Here is an 18,832-nt window from a genome sequence, read left to right as displayed (position 1 = left end):
ATATCATATATGCTACGATTTATTCCTCGGTTTAAAACTTCGTCAGCGACTAGTTTATTGCTATCATTTTGTTTTCTAAGTATTTCAACCTTTTCTCAAAACTCTGTCGAAACAATACATTCATTGGACGATTTTTTAAAAGAGAAAGATCAAAGAGCTATTGCTGATTATAAGAATAGCAATGGATTGAAATATGATAACATAACAGGCAGCCCTTTTTATAACAGCGATTACCAAACTGCTTATTTATACAAGAATGGCAAAAGAGTCGGAACAGCTCCCATTAAAATAAATTTTCTGACCAACGAAATATATTGTTTGGAGGGAGAGAAGGAATTTGTGGTTGAAGACCGGAAAATAGATTCAGTAGTTTTCTTTAAATCTCCTGACAGTGCAACTTTTATAAACGGAGTTGCAGACATGGTGCTGCGAAATAAGAAAGTGGATGCCTTCGTGCAAGTACTAAACAAAGGTGATTGGAAGCTTTTGAAATATACAAAAAAACAAGTGTCAACTTCGGAAGCCGGCTTAACCCAAAAAAAATATTCCTTCACTACTGATTATTACTATTTTTTGAAACACAACCAGAAAGTTGAAAGAATTAAAAAACTGGATAAAGAGTCTATCCTCCCCTATTTGCCCTCCTCGGTTTCAAGCAGAAAGTGGATCGAGGACAACAAAACCGATTTCAGAAAACAACAAGATGTTATCGCGTTTTTAAATTACTACAACACAGCCTCAAATAGTTACTAGTTTTTTTCAAATGTTCTAATTCCTGCGGCTGTTGTGTGTTTAACAAAACCGGCAGGAATTAGACTGCGTTTGCTATTTAGTGACACCTGCAATGCGAAAAACTTTTAAACTGTGGCCGGCTCCCTTGAAGCGTCTACCAATGTTTGGATATCTATTTTTCCCATTTGCATAAGTGCCGCCATTACTTTTTGCCCGTTACCGCTACTTGTTACAAGGCTGCTTAAAACTTTCGGTACTATTTGCCACGACACACTAAACTTATCTTTTACCCAACCGCATCTCGATTCTGCTCCGCCCTCAGAAAGTTTATTCCAAAACATATCAATTTCTTCCTGGGTGTCAACTTCTACCATGATCGAAACGCCTTCGTTGAAAATGAAACCGTGATCGCCGGTGCCATCCATCGCTGCAAACGTTTCATTGTTTAAGCTAAAGTGACCAAATTTCACATTGCCTTCTGGTTGCTCTTCACCTGCCTTATAAGTTTCTAAATGATGTATTGTGCTGTTTGGAAAAATAGAGGTGTAATGTTTGATAGCATCCTGCGCCTTACCACATAAGTCACCCACAAAAAGTAGGCTGGTCGTAATCTTTTGTGCACCTGCAGGTAATTTCCCCAGCATTAGTTGCCACGTCATTCCAAACTTGTCAGCAACCCAGGCATATTTTTCACTCCAAGGGTATTTGTCTAAAGGCATCAGTGAACTTCCTCCTTCAAGCAGCTTATCATGAACCCGCTCTAATTCTTCATTTGTTTCATAGGTAATAAAAAGGGAGATCGAAGGATTGATCTTAAAATACGGTCCCCCATTCAGCCCCATTATCTTTTTACCTTCAATTTCAAATTGCACAACCATTGGTGTGTCAGTAATAATTTTTGAATTACTGAAAACCTGGCAATAGAAGTCCGCAGCGCTCTTAGCGTTTCCGTCGAACCAGAGACAGGGGAAAATGTTGTTATTCATTGTAAAGTTTTTTAAGTGTGAACAATAGTTGCATTTGTGCAACGATTTACAACGAAGCTACTATTTCCGATTAGTGAAGTCAGTACCGTTTAGCGACATTCTTAGGTGGTAAGTGCGACAAAATTTACGTTAGTCATAACCTCACTTTCGTGTTCTTTCATCTTTCCAAACCAGCCTCAATTGTTTTGCCTCTTTAAAAAAATTGGCACACTTTCCATCGCCTCTTCCGGTAAATCCACCTGATGGTGCACATACATAAGTGCAATTGGCATCTACGACAGTATTAAAAAAATCGCAGCAGTTGGAAGAGATGGCATACACTTTCTTCCCCTGGTATTCATACTCGTAAATTTCTGCGGGAGGGTTCCAAACAGGATCTTTTTTTATGCTGTCAATTTTTGAAAGAATACATGCAGGTGTTGCCGTTTGGGGCGAAGCAGATACAGTCGCCTTATTTGTATCGTGTCCAGCTGATGAACCTTCAGACGAGATCTTTTGGCTACAGGCAAACATTGTAATCGTTAAAAAAAAGCAACTTAAAAAGTTCATGAACTTCCATTTAAGACGGTAAGATAGAGGTATCAAATTTTTGAGCCAGCTTTTTGAAAAAAGCCAAAAATCAACCGTAATTGGAAATGAGTAAGGAGTTTTTTCCTCCATTCAACTCCATGAATTAAAAAATTTAATTCATCTCCCCGTTTTCCTTTTTACCTAGTTTTAGAACCTGAAATAGCAACAAAACATAAATATTAATGAAAAAATTCTTTGTTTTTCTACTGGGCCTCTGGTCAACTTCTCTGCTGGTAGCGCAGCGAACATTTCCGGTAAATGGTGTGGCTGATGAAAGAAGCAGCGCCTATGCCTTTACAAACGCAACCATCGTAAAAGACGGGCAAACAACATTACAAAAGGCAACGTTGATCATTCGCGAGGGTAAAATTGTAGCCGTAGGAACTTCAGTAAGCATTCCTAGAGACGCAATTGTTATTGATAGTAAGGATAAGTACATCTACCCGTCTTTCATCGACATCTATAGCGATTATGGTATTCCTGCAGCTCCGCGGGCTCCTGCAGCTTTCGACTTTCGCGCTCCCGCGCAACTTGCTTCAAACCAGAAAGGTGCTTATAACTGGAACCAGGCAATAAAGCCTGAGGTGAACGCTGCAAATATTTTTGTGGCAGACGAAAAAACAGCAAAGCCGTTGCGCGATCTCGGCTTTGGAACTGTTTTAACTCACCAAAAAGATGGAATTGCACGCGGCACAGGTGCAGTGGTTACGCTAGCCAATGAAAAAGAAAATTTCGTTATTGTAAAGGATAAAGCCTCTGCTAATTATTCGATGAACAAGGGCACTTCAACTCAAAGTTACCCTTCGAGCCTCATGGGTGTTATCGCACTGCTAAGGCAGACTTACCTCGACGGACAGTGGTACAAAAATAAGCCTGCTTCTGAGGGTGTGAACTTATCGTTGCAAGCCTGGAATGACAACCAGAAACTTCCTCAAATCATCGACGCCAGTGACAAGTGGAACGATATAAGAGCCGACAGGATTGGCGATGAGTTTGGCGTGCAGTACATTATTAAAGGAGGTGGCAACGAATACCAACGTATAAAAGAAGTGGCCGCTACTAAAGCTCCTTTTATTGTATCGCTCAATTTTCCAATGGCTATGGATGTCGACGATCCAAACGACGCCCGACTCGTTTCACTTGCCGACATGAAGAACTGGGAATTAGCACCTACAAATCCTGCAGCTTTTGAAAAGGCAGGCATACCTTTTTGCCTCACCACTGCAGACCTTCCTAGTGTGAGAGATTTTTATACAAACCTTCGTAAAGCGATTGACAATGGCTTAACTGAAGATAAAGCCCTGGAAGCGCTTACAAAAACGCCTGCTACCTTATTAGGAGTCTACGATAGAGTTGGCAGCCTTGAAGCAGGTAAACTTGCAAATTTCATTATTACTACCGGTCCTGTTTTTAGTGCAAAAACAATGATTGCTGAGAATTGGGTACAGGGTGACAGATACAATGTAAAGGAGGAAGCATGGAGCGACGTTACAGGCATCTATAATCTCACGATCAATTCAAACGGAAATACAGCAACTTTCCCAATTGACGTAAAAAGCGCGACACAAGCTTCAGTGATTTCAAAAGACACACTTCCCGCCCGTATCAGTTATAATGGCAAAATTGTTAGCCTTAGCTTCTCCCCCGCTAAGAGGGGCAGATCAAGTTACAGGCTAAGTGGAGTTGCTAACGGAGATACCTGGAATGGCAACGGTGAAGATACAAGTGGTAACAGGGTTTCATGGTTCGCGACTTATTCAAAGGCCACTACCCCGGCAACTGACACTTCTAAAAAAAGACTTCAAATCGCCTCGAGCAAAGTCACCTTTCCTTTCGATGGTTATGGTTGGGATTCTCTTCCAACCCAAAAAGACCTGCTGATAAAAAACGCAACAGTATGGACAAATGAAAAGGAAGGAAGGTTAGAAAATACAGACGTTCTTGTAAAAAACGGAAAGATTTCACAGGTAGGCAAAGGACTGACTGCAGGCGCTGCAAAGGTTATCGATGGAACGGGAAAGTATTTGACTCCTGGTATTATTGATGAACATTCTCACATTGCCGCAGTGTCTATTAATGAAGGTGCACAAAGCGTTACCTCAGAAGTTAGGATTGCTGATAACTTAGATCCTGAAGACATTAACATCTATCGGCAGCTTAGTGGCGGTGTTACCACGTCTCACATTCTACACGGCTCTGCCAACACGATAGGAGGCCAAACACAGCTAATCAAATTACGTTGGGGTGTCGATGATGAAGGCCTGAAGTTCAAAGGCGCCGACCCCTTTATAAAATTCGCATTGGGCGAAAATGTGAAAAGAACTACTTCAACTTCCAACAATCGTTTCCCTGATACCCGTATGGGAGTAGAGGAAGTTTTAAACGATGCATTTGCCCGCGCCAGTGACTACCAAAAAGCCTTAAAAGGCGCTGACGCAAAAAATACAAGGAGAGATCTTGAGCTGGATGCATTGGTAGAAATAATGAACAAAAAGCGTTTTATTACCTGTCACTCGTATGTGCAAAGTGAAATAACTGCGGCGATGCGTGTGGGAGAAAAATACGGTGTTCGCTTCAACACGTTTACCCATATTTTAGAAGGTTATAAAGTCGCGGATAAAATGAAGGCACATGGAGCAAACGCCTCTACCTTTTCTGATTGGTGGGGATACAAAACAGAAGTGCAGGATGCTATTGCATACAATGCCGCTATCATGAATGCAGTTGGAGTAAATGTTTGCATCAACTCCGACGATGCTGAGATGGCTCGTCGCCTAAACCAGGAAGCTGCAAAGAGTGTAAAGTATGGTGGGATGAGTGAAGAGGAGGCGTTTAAAATGGTTACGTTAAACCCCGCTAAAGCGCTACATGTAGAAGATAGGGTTGGAAGCATTAAGACAGGTAAAGACGCAGACCTTGTATTATGGAGTGCCAACCCGCTTAGCATATATGCTGTTGCTGAAAAAACAATCGTAGACGGAATTGTTTATTTTGATCGTGACAGAGACTCACAGTTAAGAAAAAGTATCACTGCAGAAAGAAACCGTCTTGTACAAAAAATGCTGGGAGAAAAACGTGCAGGTATGCCTACACGTCCTGCTGAAGCAAGCTATCAAAAAGTGTTACAGTGTGGCGATCATGCAGAGGAAGAAGATGATGAAGTAGAAACAAAATAAATTAAAAAGGCGTGGGGGCAAGTTGGAGTTTACAAACTCAAAACTTCAAACCCAAAACTGAAATCTTTCCAACAAAAAAATTTTAATGAAAAACATAATTGCTTCAATAATCCTTCTAACCTCTGTTGTTTCTAACGGCAAAGCCCAGGAGACGGTTTATCCATCGAAAGAAAACAAAGAGCATTTTATTATCACGAATGCCACTGTTCATATAGGCAATGGCCAGGTGATTGAAAATGGTTCGGTTGAAATAAACAACGGAAAAATCGTTAAAGTATCAACAGGAACAACAGCAGCAAGTGCCCGGGTAATGAATGCATCCGGAAAGCACGTTTACCCGGGATTGATCTTACCGGTTACAGATCTTGGATTAAAAGAAATAGGTAGCGGCGTAAGAGGCAGCAACGACTTTCTCGAGATCGGAGATTTAAATCCTAATGTACGTTCTATCGTAGCCTATAACACAGATTCAAAATTCATCAACGTGCTAAAGGCAAACGGCATTTTGTTGGCAGGTGTAACTCCCGAAGGAGGAACTATTACCGGCTCGTCTTCCGTCGTTCAACTCGACGGCTGGAACTGGGAAGATGCTGCTTACAAGATGGATAACGCTATCCATCTCAACATGCCTAACCTGGTTATTCGTGCCCCGCGCAGACGTGTCAACCCAACTACTCCACAGCCTTCCGCTGCCGATCAGTTGAAAGAGGCTTTGCAAAAGGTTGAAGAAGTAAAGGGTTTTTTCAAAGACGCAAAAATGTATAGCCAGGAAACAAATCATAAAGAGACCAACCTCAAACTGGAAGCGGTGAAGGGCTTGTTCAACGGAAGTCAAAAATTGTTTGTTCATGCAAACCAGGTGAAGCAAATGTTGGTAGCTATTGACTTTGCAAAAGACTTTGGCTTTAACGTGGTTATTGTTGGTGGAAACGAGAGTTACCTGATCGCTGACCTCTTGAAGCAAAATAACATACCAGTTATCCTCAACAACGAACACCGCCTTCCCGAGACCGAAGATGAAGATGTTGACCAACCGTATAAAACTCCGGCTGCGTTGCAAAAGGCAGGAGTACTCTTTGCTTTAAATGATGTAAATGAGGAGACGCGTTACCGCAATCTTTCCTTCAATGCTGGCACTGCTGCAGCGTATGGGTTAACCAAAGAGCAGGCGCTACAAGCCATCACTTTAAACTCGGCTAAAATTCTTGGGGTGGATAAAACAACAGGTTCGCTGGAAGAGGGAAAAGATGCTAATATCGTCATTAGTGATGGCGATATTCTCGACATGAAAAGTAGCATTATCACAAGCGCTTTCATCCAAGGAAGGCCGGTAAGTTTAGACAACAAGCAAAAGCAGTTGTACGAGCGCTACAAGTATAAGTACAGTTTAAAATAATTGTAAATCCTTTTATAAATCCCTGCTTTTTTCAAAGGCAGGGATTTTTTTGGTACGGGCATTTGTAATTCCATAAGGCATTGTTGCGACGCTCCATTCAACTATTAATTCTTCGATGAGCAGCTCCGCCGATTATTTACTTTAAGCCTTTCCGAGGCATATTTTTGTTTAGATCAAAATCAGGTAGATTTTTACAAACACCAATAAAACTTTCATGACTAAAGACAATATTTCTATTGCAACTATTACCCTTGCAAGAGACGACGAGGAAGAAATGCTCCTAAGAAAATCATTGCAGCAACTTGCTCAACTTCAAATGCCGGTCTTCGTTAGTGATGGAGGTTCCCGCGCTGGTTTTATAGACTTCCTTAAAAGCTTTCCCAATTTCATTTTATCGAAAGCAGAAGCGCGTGGTGTATGGGAGCAGGCTAAGAATAGTGTGGTAGAAGCATCACTTTCCAGTGCTGATTTTATCTTTTATACCGAACCTGATAAGTTTGATTTCTTTAGCAGCTCATTAGACGAAATGTTACAAGCCATACAAACAACGGAAAACACGGGCATTGTCACGGCTTCAAGGTCAGCGGCAGCGTTTGCAACTTTTCCTGCTTTCCAACAAATGACAGAAACCACTATAAACAATTGTTGTGCTGAAGTAATAGGTCACCACTTCGACTTTACCTATGGACCCTTTTTGCTAAACAAGCATCTCGTGCCCTACTTAAATCTTGTGCAGGACGACATTGGTTGGGGATGGAGGCCTTACATTTTTAATATAGCTAAACGGCTTGGCTTTACAGTAGAGGCATACGAAGCAGATCTGTATTGTCCGGAACAACAGAGAGAGGATACTGCTGCCGAACGTGTGTATCGTATGCGACAGCTGAGTCAAAATATAGAAGGCATTGTTCTTTCTACAAGGGTAAAGTTGAAAGACGATTAGAGTTGCATGAAGGCGTTCAAGGTTAAGTCTCTTGGTTCTTGAATCATTACAATCACTACAATGCTCCTCATAGTTATAAAGTCAAAACGGAGCGTCGCAACCAAAGTTGCTTGTAGCACTACGTTGGATAACCTTACAACTATCGTCCGTAGTTTAAGTCTTTTCGGTTCATTAATTCCTTTTTCCAAATATTATCCGCAGAGCTTACCAACTGCTCGCCGATACCCCACCAGTCCCTTGACTCTCCGATTGTCAACGCTAATTATTACCTTCGCCCGATGGCAAAAAAGTTGTTTTTATTAGATGCAATGGCGTTGATTTACCGCGCTTACTACGCCTTGATTCGTGCACCTCGTATCACCAGCAAAGGACGTAATACAAATGCGCAATTTGGTTTTACCACTACGCTTGTAGACTTAATCAATAAAGAAAAACCTACCCACCTCGCTGTATGTTTTGATACCGAAGCAGACACAGAACGTCATACAGACTTTGCTGCATATAAAGCAAACAGGCAGGCTGCACCTGAAGACCTAACAAGCGCAATACCTGACATCAAAAAAATAATTAAAGCCTTTAATATTCCCGTTGTCGAACTGGATGGTTACGAAGCCGATGATGTGATTGGAACGCTTGCATGGCAGGCAGCAGACCTCGGTTACGACGTGTACATGGTAACCCCTGATAAAGATTATGGCCAGTTGCTTATTCACAAAGGAGTTTACATCTATAAGCCCCCCTATATGGGGAGCAAAGAAGAGATACTGGATGCAAAAAAGATAACTGAAAAGTGGTGTATCGAACGGGTAGAACAGGTGGTCGACATGTTGGGATTGATGGGCGATGCGGTAGATAACATTCCGGGTATTGCAGGTGTGGGCGAGAAAACAGCGTGCAAACTTTTGAAGGAATATGACAACCTCGAAAACATCCTGGCTCATGCAGATGAAATCAAAGGCGCGTTAGGCGAGAAAATCCGGAATGGCAGAGAGGCGGCGATCATGAGTAAGAAGCTGGCGCGAATTATTACTGACGTTCCTGTGCAGTTTCATGAGGAAGAATACATGCTCTCAGAATGGAACATTCCCGAACTAAAAGATCTTTTTGCCGAACTCGAATTTAAGGCATTGGGCAAAAGAATTTTGGGCGATGAGTTCAATGTATTTGAGAAAGTAGCAACGACTCCATCAGGCGGGCAAATGGATTTGTTTGTAACCGTTGAAGAAGGGAAAACAATTGATGTACAGGTAGCCGATATCAGTGAGCCCGTCGAAAACGTAGGTCTTACTGCTGATAAAAACATTAGCAATACTCCTCATAACTACACGCTTGTCGAAGGTGAAGAAAAAATGAAGGAACTGGTAAATGAACTGATGGCGATTGAAGAAATCAGTTTCGACACCGAAACAACAGGAACATATGCCCATGATGTTGAGCTGGTAGGACTGAGTTTTTCATACAAGCAAGGTGAAGGTTATTATATTCCTGCCCCTAAAAAGCACGAAGATGTCCTGGAATTTCTTGAGTACTTCAGACCCTTGTTTAATGACCCTAATAAAAAATGGGTGGGACAGAATGTGAAGTACGATCTCACAGTTTTCAAATGGTACGGAGTTGAATTTGCAGGTGAGTTTTTTGACACCATGCTTGCTCACTACCTCATCGAGCCTGAAGGCAGAAGAAATATGGATTACCTGAGCGCCCAATTCCTTCAATACGAGCCGGTTTCTATAGATGAGCTGATTGGAAAAAAAGGCAAGGGACAGATGACAATGAAAGATGTAGAGCTTGAAAAAATAAAGGAATATGCGGTAGAAGATGCGGATATAACACTTCAGTTGAAAAATGCTTTTGCTCCATTAATAACGTCGAGAAAAGTAGACAAAGTTTTTGCTGATGTAGAAACGCCGTTGATAAAAGTACTTCTTGATATGGAGTATGAGGGCGTCCGCATTGACAAGAATTTTTTAAGCGATTACTCAAAAGAGCTTGAAAAAGAAGCCGCCTGTTGTGAAGAGAATGTGTATGCAGTGGCAGAGGTGAGGTTCAATCTTGCATCACCTAAACAACTAGGTGAAGTTTTGTTTGAAAAACTAAAGCTTGATCCAAAAGCGAAGAAAACAAAAAGCGGGCAGTACGCGACAGGGGAAGATGTGCTGATGAAACTCGCGTCACAACACAAGATTGTTGACGACATCATGGGTTTCAGAGAATTGACAAAATTGAAGAATACCTATATCGATGCTCTTCCCCTAATGATTAATAGAAAGACAGGAAGAGTGCATACCTGCTACAGCCAGGCAGTAGCCGTAACCGGAAGATTAAGCAGTAACAATCCAAACCTCCAAAACATACCGGTCCGTACAGAGCGTGGAAGAGAGATAAGGAAAGCATTTGTACCTAGAGATGAACATCATGTGATCGTAAGCGCGGACTATTCACAGATAGAATTACGCATCGTAGCTGCTATTAGCGGCGACCCTAATATGTGTGATGCATTTAAGCAAAGCAAAGACATTCACACAGCAACCGCTGCGAAAGTATATAACGTGGAAGAAGCTGATGTAACCAAAGAAATGCGTTACAAAGCCAAAAGCGTAAACTTTGGAATCATCTATGGCCAAGGTGCTTTTGGACTCTCTGAAAACCTAAAAATTAGTCGAAGCGAGGCCAAAGAGATTATCGAAAATTATAAAAAACAGTTCCCAAACATTCAACAGTACATGGACGCGCAAATGAAGTTTGCACAGAAGCATGGTTATGTTGAAACGCTGCTTGGTCGCAAGCGCTGGTTAAAAGATATTAACAGCAACAATTTTACAGTGCGCGGATATGCTGAACGTAACGCGATCAACATGCCTATACAGGGAACGGCTGCTGATATGATTAAGCTTGCAATGATTAAAATTCACAGTGAGTTTAAACAACGCAAACTGAAATCTAAAATGATCTTGCAGGTGCACGACGAATTGGTTTTCGATGCGTATAAAGATGAAGTAGAGCTGATTAAACCCATTATCATCGACTGTATGGAATCTGCTTTGGCGTTACCAAATGAGGTTCCTGCAAGTGCAGATTTGGGAGTGGGTGATAACTGGTTGGAGGCGCATTAGCCTATAACCTTAGATGGAAACAAAGTAGTCGCCGTTTAACTTCTGTTAAGTGTCATACTCCAACTTCAAAATGCTTTCGAACAAAATAACTGACTTTCTTTTCGGACTTCAATTTCCGCTCGAGCTACGATTAGGAGTAGAAGTAATGAATCCATTTTCTGACGCAGAAACAGCGAGGGTTGTAAACGTTTTTTACAACAAATATTACAATGACGATAATCCCCGTTACTGCATTGTTGGAATTAATCCTGGCAGGTTTGGAGGTGGTGTTACCGGTGTTCCGTTTACTGACCCTATTCGCCTGGAGAAAGAATGCGGGATAGAAAACAGTTGGCCACGCAAGCAGGAACTGTCTTCCGTTTTTGTATATGATATGATCAATGCTTTTGGTGGGCCTGAAGCTTTTTATCGCAAGCTCTATTTTACTTCGATTAGTCCGCTTGGGTTTACCAAGGGCGGCAAGAACCTGAACTATTACGACGACAAGATTTTAGCTCAGAGAGTTATTCCTTTTTCTGTTGAAAGTTTCCGTAAACAGATAGCGTGGGGACTCAATACTTCCGTTGCCTTTTGTCTTGGCGAAGGAGAGAACTTTAAATTTTTATCAAAGCTTAACCTGGAATACAAGCTCTTCGAGAAGATAGTTCCGCTATCTCATCCCCGTTTTATTATGCAGTACAAATTAAAAACGAAGGATGTTTATATAGAAAAGTATTTGCGGGAGTTTGGACAGTTGTAATAGGGAAACCAGTACGAGTTTGCAAGGAAAAAGGTAAATTTGTTTAGATGTCAAAAGAAGCTATCATACAAAAAACTGTTAAGGCATTAAATCTTCTCCCTGAAGACAAAGCAGAAGAGATTTTAGACTTTGCTGATTTCCTACTAAAAAAATATGAAGAACAGATTTTGCAAAAAGGCATTCAGAAACTTCAGGCCGAAGGTGAAGTCTTCAACTTTTTAAACGAAGATGAAGAACTTTATTCATCAGCTGACGTCAAACAAAAACTTTAATGCAAAAAGGAGATATTGTCTTAATCCCTTTTCCGTTTACAGACCTTACCGGAACTAAACTTCGCCCGGCCATTATTTTGGTTGCAACTACACACGACCTGACCGTTTGCTTTATTACTACCCAAATTAATTGGCAAGAGGCAACAGACTTAATTATTCATCCCAATCCTATAAATGGTATCAAGAAAATTTCATTGATAAGAACCAGTAAGATTGCAACAATTGATAGAACTCTAAGTGTTGGAAAAATAGGCTCTCTTAATAGTTTCGAACGGAGAGACCTGGATTTCAAATTGAAGCAAGTCTTACAGCTCCCGTAAAAAAAATGCTCCCAAATTTTCTCCTCCAATCGTTCCTAATCTCATAAATCATCGTTCTCTTACCTTTGGGCGATGAAACCGGTATTGATTTATTGTTATGATGCTTACTGCGGTTGGTGCTATGGATTTAGTCCAATCATAAAACGAGTGGCCGAAGATTATAAAGGCAGGTTCGACATAGACGTTTTATCAGGTGGAATGATTCTTCCGGAAAAGCCGACGCACATAGAACAAATTGCGCCCTACATTCAAAAGGCTTACAAAACAGTTGAAGAGACAACAGGTATAGAATTCGGTAAAGACTTTCTTTGGCACATCTTTCATTATGAAGACAGCGACTGGTTTCCCAACTCAGAAAAGCCGGCAATAGCAATGGCCATCTTTAAAGAGTTCTATCCTGAGCGGGCAGTTGAATTTGCATCAGATCTACAATACTCATTGAACTACGAGGGAAGGGATTTGACCGATGACGAAGCGTATAGGCACTTGCTTGAAAAGTATAGCATCCACCCTGAGGTGTTCTACGAAAGGCTGGATAGCGAAGAATACAAAGAGAAGGCGTACTATGAATTTTCGCTTGTAAAGCAGTTGCAAGTTACAGGCTATCCATGCGTGTTTATCCAAACGGGTGAATTGAAGTTTAATATGGTTGCAAGAGGTTTTACTGATTATGAGACATTAAAGCAACGAATAGAAAATGTGCTGCTTTCTGTAAAAGCCAAAAACTGATGTTTGTATAAAGTGAGAATATGAAGCGTGATCTAGAAACGAGGGATGATCTTTTTGTGCTACTACGAAAGTTTTACGATACACTTCTTAAGAATGAAACTATCGCTTACATTTTTACCGATGTTGCTAAAATAGATATGAAGCATCATCTTCCGATCATTGTTGATTTTTGGGAAATGGTTTTATTTGATGCTCCCACTTATAAAAAAAATGCCATCCAGCCGCACCTGGTTTTAAACCAGAAATCGAAATTTGAAAAGCATCATTTTGATACCTGGCTTGAAACTTTCGGTAAAACTGTAGATGAATTATTTGAAGGCAAAAACGCTTTTGCAGCAAAACAGAAAGCAAAAAGCATCGCAACGATTATGCAGATTAAGATCGCACAGTTGAAATGATTTTTGGCCTAAAATCGATAATAGCTTAAATACTAACGGAGCCGAAAAAACTACAATTGTACAAGGGAGTGACACAACAATGTTGCTTAAAGAACGGTGGCCCGCTCCTAAATCCTATCCAAAATCAAAACCTTAAAATTCTTAATTCGAACGGGCTTTAAGGTAATTCCTTTTAACTTGCACGTCTTTAAAATAATAGATTGACTATGGAATACGGGAAAATAATTTCTGTTACAGGTTTGGGTGGATTGTTCGAATTGGTTGGTAGCAAAAAGGACGGCGCCATCGTTCGCTCGCTTGAAGATAAAAGCACGAAGTTTGTAGCTAGCCGTGTACATAATTTTTCGCATCTTGAAAGCATTGAAGTTTATACTGTTCGCGACAACGTAAATCTTGTGGAGGTGCTGACTGCTATGCAGAATAGTAGTGAGCCTTTGCCTTCTGATAAAGACGGCAATGCTGTGAAGGCTTATTTTCAAAAGGTGTATCCTGACATGGACTTTGAAAGAGTGTATGCCAGTGATATGAAAAAGATGGTAAAGTGGTATAATGTTTTAAAGGCAAACAATGTAGAAATTAAATTAAGCCATACCGAGGAAGCCGAAGATGGAGAGCAGGCTGTGGAAGTAACCGAGCCTGATACTGAGGTGGCGGGTGTGGAAAAAACAGAAGAATAAAATAACGGCTGCAAGTTGTAAGCTGCAAGCTACAAGCCACGAAACAAGCTTGAAGCTTGAGGCTTATAGCTTGCAGCTTTCTTTTAAAATCGTACACAAATGACATTGACTGCAGATATTAAGAAGCTGGAAAGAAATTATGTTCCTGCTGATTTTGTAATAACTGACTGGAGTAGCCTTGAGCCTTATTTTAAGGAGTTGGTTGAACGGCCGATAAATTCGCGAGAAGAGTTGGAAAAGTGGATGAAAGACATGAGCGAGTTGGAGGCGGTGGTAAGCGAAGATGCTTGCTGGAGACAAATCCGCATGACTTGTGATACAACTGATAAAAAGCTGGAAGAAGCTTTTACATTCTTTTGTATGGAGATACAGCCAAAGCTTCAACCTTATGCAGACTTGCTTAACCGCAAGCTGGTCGACAGTCCTTATATAAAAGAATTGGATGAGCAACAATATTACACTTACCTGAGAAATGTGCGTAAAAGCATCGAACTGTTCAGGGAAGCAAATATTCCTATCCAGGCTGAATTAAGCGTGATGGCGCAACAGTATGGACAAATTTCAGGTGCAATGACTATCGAGGTGAAAGGCCAGGAGTATACGTTGCAACAAGCGTCAAAATTTTTAGAAGATCATGACCGTAGCTTACGCGAAGAGGTCTACCGTAAAATTCACGAAAGGCGTTTGCAGGATAAAGAAGCCCTCGATGATTTGTACACAAAGTTGATTCAAAAGCGCCACCAGGTAGCATTGAATGCAGGTTTTGCAAACTACCGCGACTACAAGTTTGCAGAGATGGGCCGCTTTGATTATACAAAAGAGGATTGTTTTAATTTTCATGAAGCGGTGAAGCTGCACGTAGTGCCATTGGTAAGAAAAATAAATCAAAAGAAGAAACAGAAGCTTGGATTGGATACACTTCGTCCGTGGGATACAGAAGCGGAGCCTGAAGGAATTGAGCCGCTGAAACCATTTACTACCGGCGAAGACCTGACTGAAAAAGCTATTAAATGTTTCGAAGAACTGAACCCTTTTTTTGCTGATTGTCTTCGCAAAATGAAAGACCTTGGTCATCTTGATTTGGAGAGCCGCAAGGGGAAAGCTCCCGGCGGTTACAACTGCCCATTAGCTGAGAGCGGTGCTCCATTTATTTTTATGAATGCTGCCGGTCAAATGCATGACGTTACTACTATGGTTCACGAAGGTGGACACGCTATTCACTCATTCCTTTCGCATCCCTTGCCTTTAAGCGCTTTTAAAGAATATCCAATGGAAATAGCCGAAGTAGCAAGTATGGCTATGGAGCTTTTCAGCATGGAATTCTGGAAAGTATTTTTCGACAAGGAAGAAGACCTGATTAGAGCGAAAGAACATCAACTTGAAAGAACAATTACTATTTTCCCATGGATCGCAACCGTTGACAAATTTCAGCACTGGGTGTATGAGAATCCAGATCATTCATTAGAAGAAAGAACAGCAAAATGGATGGAAATCCTGGAAGAGTTTTCAACAGGAGTAGTTGATTTTAGTGGATTGGAAGAGTATAGAAAATTTAGCTGGCAAAGACAGCTGCATTTGTTTGAAGTACCATTTTATTATATTGAATATGGCATTGCTCAGCTGGGGGCGATCGGGCTTTGGAAACAGTTTAAAGGCAATAAAGAACAAGCGTTAAAAAACTACATCAATGCGCTCAGCCTTGGTGGAACTAAGACTTTACCTGCTTTGTATGAAGCTGCCGGTTTAGAGTTTAACCTATCTCCCGATTATATAAAATCTTTGATGGATTTTGTGAACGACGAGTATTTGCAGGTTAGCTAGACAAATAGAAAAAGCCAATAGGACTTACTCGAAATTTAAAAAGGGCTGTTTTCAAAAGGAATTTTGAGACGGCCCTTTTTTTATGCGTCATTCTTCCTTAGAAAAGTAAAATTGCGGGTTGGCTTCATCCTATTGTAGTCTCACTCACATCCCTTAGATTGCTTTACCGAAAAGCTGTTCAAATCTTTCAAACCTTTAGATGAAGATAATTTTTACTACCCTTTACATATTTGCCACCAGTATCATAACAGTCTCTGCTCAAACACAAGCAGCACCACGTAACGTATGGGCACGTGCTTATACAAAAGACAAAGTGTTTTTCAACAATGACTATTTTTTGGTTGAAGATACGTGCGCAGAAATTGTACGACTAGGTACCTTCAATCCTTGGACGAAGAAATTCACTGGAAAATTTAAAGATATAAGCAGTGCCGGCGAACGAATAGTTGCAGAAGGAAATTACAATGCGGATGGCCTAAAGGATGGTGACTTTATAAGCTATTATCTTAATGGAAATACAGAGGCTAAAGGAAGTTTTACAAATGACATGTATAATGGTAGGTGGGATTTTTATTACCCTACCGGTAAGCCAAGACTTTCTCTCTTAGCCACAGGTAAGGCCATCAAAATTTTGGATGTATGGAATGAGGAAGGCAAGAAAACGGTCGAGAACGGTGCAGGCACCTTTGAATCCGTTATTGGCCCTATTGCCTGGTCTGGCAAATTGGTGGCTGGTACACCTGAAGGAAAATGGACCGCCAAAACAATTTACGGTCGGCAGGATGAAGTATTGGGAACTGAACGTTTTAAGCTGGGTCAGTTTGTAAAAGGAAGCAATGTGGTAGGAGAATACACAGACAGTTCTCACATTCTTCTGGCATCTCCCGACCTGCTCCACTTAACAAAAGCCGAAAAGTTGTGGATGTCTTCCGTTCCTTGTCATGGCGCGCGGCAAGCTATTGCCACTTATGCACAGCCCTCAAATGGACCTGAACAGTTCACCACCTGGATAGCAGAACGGTTAGGTCCGGTATTAAATAATGTACAACTGAATTCTATTAATGAACCGATAGAGCTTAAAGGCACAGTGTTGGAGGACGGGCGGCTTACATTTAAAAATACTGAAGGCAACGATAGAAAGTTGGTGTCGGCATTAACAATGGGTCTAAGTGGTCTTAGTAATTTTACGCCTGCCCGCCGTGATGGAAAAACAGTTAAGCAAGAGCTGGTCATTATTATCAAGTATAACAGCAGCGTGTATACTTTCACTTACAGACTATTACCTATTGGGCTTGAGAAATAGGAGCTGGTAATAAGGACCTTTTTAATGCAATAATGCAATAACCAGAAAATATTTGCAGTTGCACTGTTATAGGCTAAGACTTAGGAATTAAGGTGTACGGATTTGTACAAGTAAAGAGGTTCAAGCTTCCTCTTCCCATACAAATTTTGTCTCCTCTTGCAGTAACAGAACTGTTTATCTATCTTTTAAGTTTGAAAACATTTGTATTGAAAATGGTTGTTGACCAACCTAAAATTTTGCAATGTTTATCTTTCGAGTTTTGCAAAAACATGATGCAACAGTTAATCCAACATACCCATGCCCGTCGTTAGTCAACAGCCACTTGCTATAATTACTCCCGTTGATCCTGCTAAATTAGAGCGGCTGCGTAATCTTTTAGATGGTATTCAAAATCCTGATATTGAAAAGAATAGCCTGGTTCCGTTCCCTTCAATCAAGTCTATTCATTTTGTAAGATTTGTTTTAATTGAATGTGACACAGAAAAATATCCCATTCAACTTGCTTTGTCTTTTGACTTCGACGGACAGAAACGATCTTTTTTAAGCGAATTTTTAAAAGAAGCAAAAGATGGCCTCAATGAAATATATAAGTGTTGTATTGGTTACAATGGCGATTTACAACAATATTGGAATCATTACCTGGTAAAAGTAAATGCCTTTTATAATGGCCATCGGGGTATTGGTGCAGAACAAGTAAGGCAAGAGGAAAAGCTAAGAAGAGCAATTACAAATTACGTTGATGCTGCCTATCTTAACGGAACCATTAACAGCCAGTCCGCTAAGGAAATTAAAGAAAGAATTGCAGCCTTTATTGCAGATGACGCCAGTTTCAAATGGGCTGTAATAGATAAAAGCTTAAGTCCCGTTCAAAAGCTAATTTTCCAGCAAAAGTCTCTCGTGGCGAGCATGGCAGGGCTTATCGTCATCCTAATTCTGTTAGGATTTTCCTTTACTAAAATATTTAAATTTCTACGCATTCCACCCACGCTCGGGTATCTTGGTTTGTTTGCCTGCCTTGCAGCAGTGGTGTTTGCAGTAAAGCGAAAGTTGAACAAGCTCGAAAAAGAAGACGTGGTAGATACCGTAACCCCTACTACCCGCCACGTAAAAGTGTTGATGCAGGCTGAGAACTTCCAGGTGCAAAATCAGCTTACACATTTGGTTGAAATCAAACCCGGAGTTTTCAGGCTTCTCCTGCTCAAGTTTGTATTGGCAACTATAAACTTTGCCGCGAAGACCGTCTTCAATAAGGGCGAGCTAGGTACGATCCCCTCGATACATTTTGCTCGCTGGATGATCATTGATAATAATAGGCGTTTGCTTTTCTTTTCAAATTTTGATGGCAGTTGGGAAAACTACCTTGGCGATTTTGTTGACAAGGCTGCTATAGGGCTTACGGCGGTTTGGAGCAATACGAAAGGATTTCCCAAAACGCGCAATTTAATAAATGAAGGTGCAAGCGATGAACAAACGTTTAAGGAATGGGCGAGGCGCTTACAAATTTCAACACAAGTGTGGTATAGTGCTTACAAGACGTTGTCGGTAGAAAATATTAATAATAATTCCCTCATACGTTCAGGTCTTTTTAGAGAGATGGATGAGTCGAGTTCTCAAGCCTGGCTTGACAGGATATTTTACTATAAAAAATAATATAGAG

At 40.9% G+C, this 18,832-nt stretch carries 16 protein-coding genes; 14 read left to right on the top strand and 2 right to left on the bottom strand.

What is annotated here, in order from left to right:
• Positions 1–123 precede the first annotated feature (123 nt).
• Positions 124–753 (top strand): hypothetical protein, encoded by a 630-nt coding sequence (locus SAE01_RS11360; protein WP_170234143.1) that lies wholly within the window; start codon positions 124–126, stop codon positions 751–753.
• Between the two features lie 104 nt (positions 754–857).
• Here the strand turns inward: SAE01_RS11360 and SAE01_RS11355 are convergent, their stop codons facing one another.
• Positions 858–1,718, bottom strand: coding sequence for a VOC family protein (locus tag SAE01_RS11355; protein ID WP_147203875.1), 861 nt, complete (start codon positions 1,716–1,718; stop codon positions 858–860).
• A gap of 141 nt (positions 1,719–1,859) precedes the next feature.
• Complete coding sequence (locus tag SAE01_RS11350; protein WP_246113215.1) at positions 1,860–2,267, bottom strand: DUF6970 domain-containing protein; 408 nt, start codon at positions 2,265–2,267, stop codon at positions 1,860–1,862.
• Between the two features lie 203 nt (positions 2,268–2,470).
• On the opposite strand from SAE01_RS11350, the gene SAE01_RS11345 reads away from it, so the two are divergent.
• From SAE01_RS11345 to SAE01_RS11285, 13 genes are all read left to right on the top strand, one after another.
• Positions 2,471–5,464, top strand: coding sequence for an amidohydrolase family protein (locus tag SAE01_RS11345; RefSeq protein WP_147203874.1), 2,994 nt, complete (start codon positions 2,471–2,473; stop codon positions 5,462–5,464).
• Positions 5,465–5,549: 85 nt separating this feature from the next.
• On the top strand, positions 5,550–6,860 hold the full coding sequence (locus SAE01_RS11340; protein WP_147203873.1) for an amidohydrolase family protein: 1,311 nt from the start codon (positions 5,550–5,552) through the stop codon (positions 6,858–6,860).
• A gap of 214 nt (positions 6,861–7,074) precedes the next feature.
• A complete protein-coding gene (locus SAE01_RS11335; RefSeq protein ID WP_147203872.1) occupies positions 7,075–7,803 on the top strand; it encodes a hypothetical protein in 729 nt (242 codons plus the stop codon).
• 278 nt (positions 7,804–8,081) lie between these two features.
• Entirely contained in the window at positions 8,082–10,916 is a 2,835-nt protein-coding gene (gene polA / locus SAE01_RS11330; protein WP_147203871.1) for a DNA polymerase I, read from the top strand.
• A gap of 70 nt (positions 10,917–10,986) precedes the next feature.
• The gene (locus SAE01_RS11325) at positions 10,987–11,655 is read left to right on the top strand and encodes a uracil-DNA glycosylase family protein (protein ID WP_147203870.1); all 669 of its coding nucleotides are present in this window, start codon (positions 10,987–10,989) and stop codon (positions 11,653–11,655) included.
• Between the two features lie 47 nt (positions 11,656–11,702).
• Entirely contained in the window at positions 11,703–11,927 is a 225-nt protein-coding gene (locus tag SAE01_RS11320) for a DUF2281 domain-containing protein (RefSeq protein WP_147203869.1), read from the top strand.
• Complete coding sequence (locus SAE01_RS11315) at positions 11,927–12,247, top strand: type II toxin-antitoxin system PemK/MazF family toxin (protein ID WP_147203868.1); 321 nt, start codon at positions 11,927–11,929, stop codon at positions 12,245–12,247. The genes SAE01_RS11320 and SAE01_RS11315 overlap by 1 nt, the downstream gene beginning before the upstream one ends.
• A gap of 72 nt (positions 12,248–12,319) precedes the next feature.
• The gene (locus tag SAE01_RS11310; RefSeq protein WP_147203867.1) at positions 12,320–12,976 is read left to right on the top strand and encodes a DsbA family protein; all 657 of its coding nucleotides are present in this window, start codon (positions 12,320–12,322) and stop codon (positions 12,974–12,976) included.
• A 20-nt stretch (positions 12,977–12,996) separates the two neighbouring features.
• Complete coding sequence (locus SAE01_RS11305; RefSeq protein ID WP_147203866.1) at positions 12,997–13,374, top strand: group III truncated hemoglobin; 378 nt, start codon at positions 12,997–12,999, stop codon at positions 13,372–13,374.
• Positions 13,375–13,580: 206 nt separating this feature from the next.
• Positions 13,581–14,051 (top strand): DUF5606 family protein, encoded by a 471-nt coding sequence (locus SAE01_RS11300; RefSeq protein WP_147203865.1) that lies wholly within the window; start codon positions 13,581–13,583, stop codon positions 14,049–14,051.
• Between the two features lie 99 nt (positions 14,052–14,150).
• Positions 14,151–15,872: a M3 family oligoendopeptidase gene (locus tag SAE01_RS11295; protein WP_147203864.1), complete on the top strand. Its 1,722-nt coding sequence runs from the start codon at positions 14,151–14,153 to the stop codon at positions 15,870–15,872.
• Positions 15,873–16,071: 199 nt separating this feature from the next.
• Positions 16,072–17,175: a toxin-antitoxin system YwqK family antitoxin gene (locus SAE01_RS11290; RefSeq protein WP_147203863.1), complete on the top strand. Its 1,104-nt coding sequence runs from the start codon at positions 16,072–16,074 to the stop codon at positions 17,173–17,175.
• A gap of 297 nt (positions 17,176–17,472) precedes the next feature.
• Entirely contained in the window at positions 17,473–18,825 is a 1,353-nt protein-coding gene (locus SAE01_RS11285) for a hypothetical protein (protein ID WP_147203862.1), read from the top strand.
• The last annotated feature ends 7 nt before the right edge of the window (positions 18,826–18,832 follow it).

It is taken from the genome of Segetibacter aerophilus, from assembly GCF_007991655.1.
Taxonomy (GTDB): Bacteria; Bacteroidota; Bacteroidia; order Chitinophagales; family Chitinophagaceae; genus Segetibacter; species Segetibacter aerophilus.
This window is presented reverse-complemented; position numbering and strand designations above follow the sequence as displayed.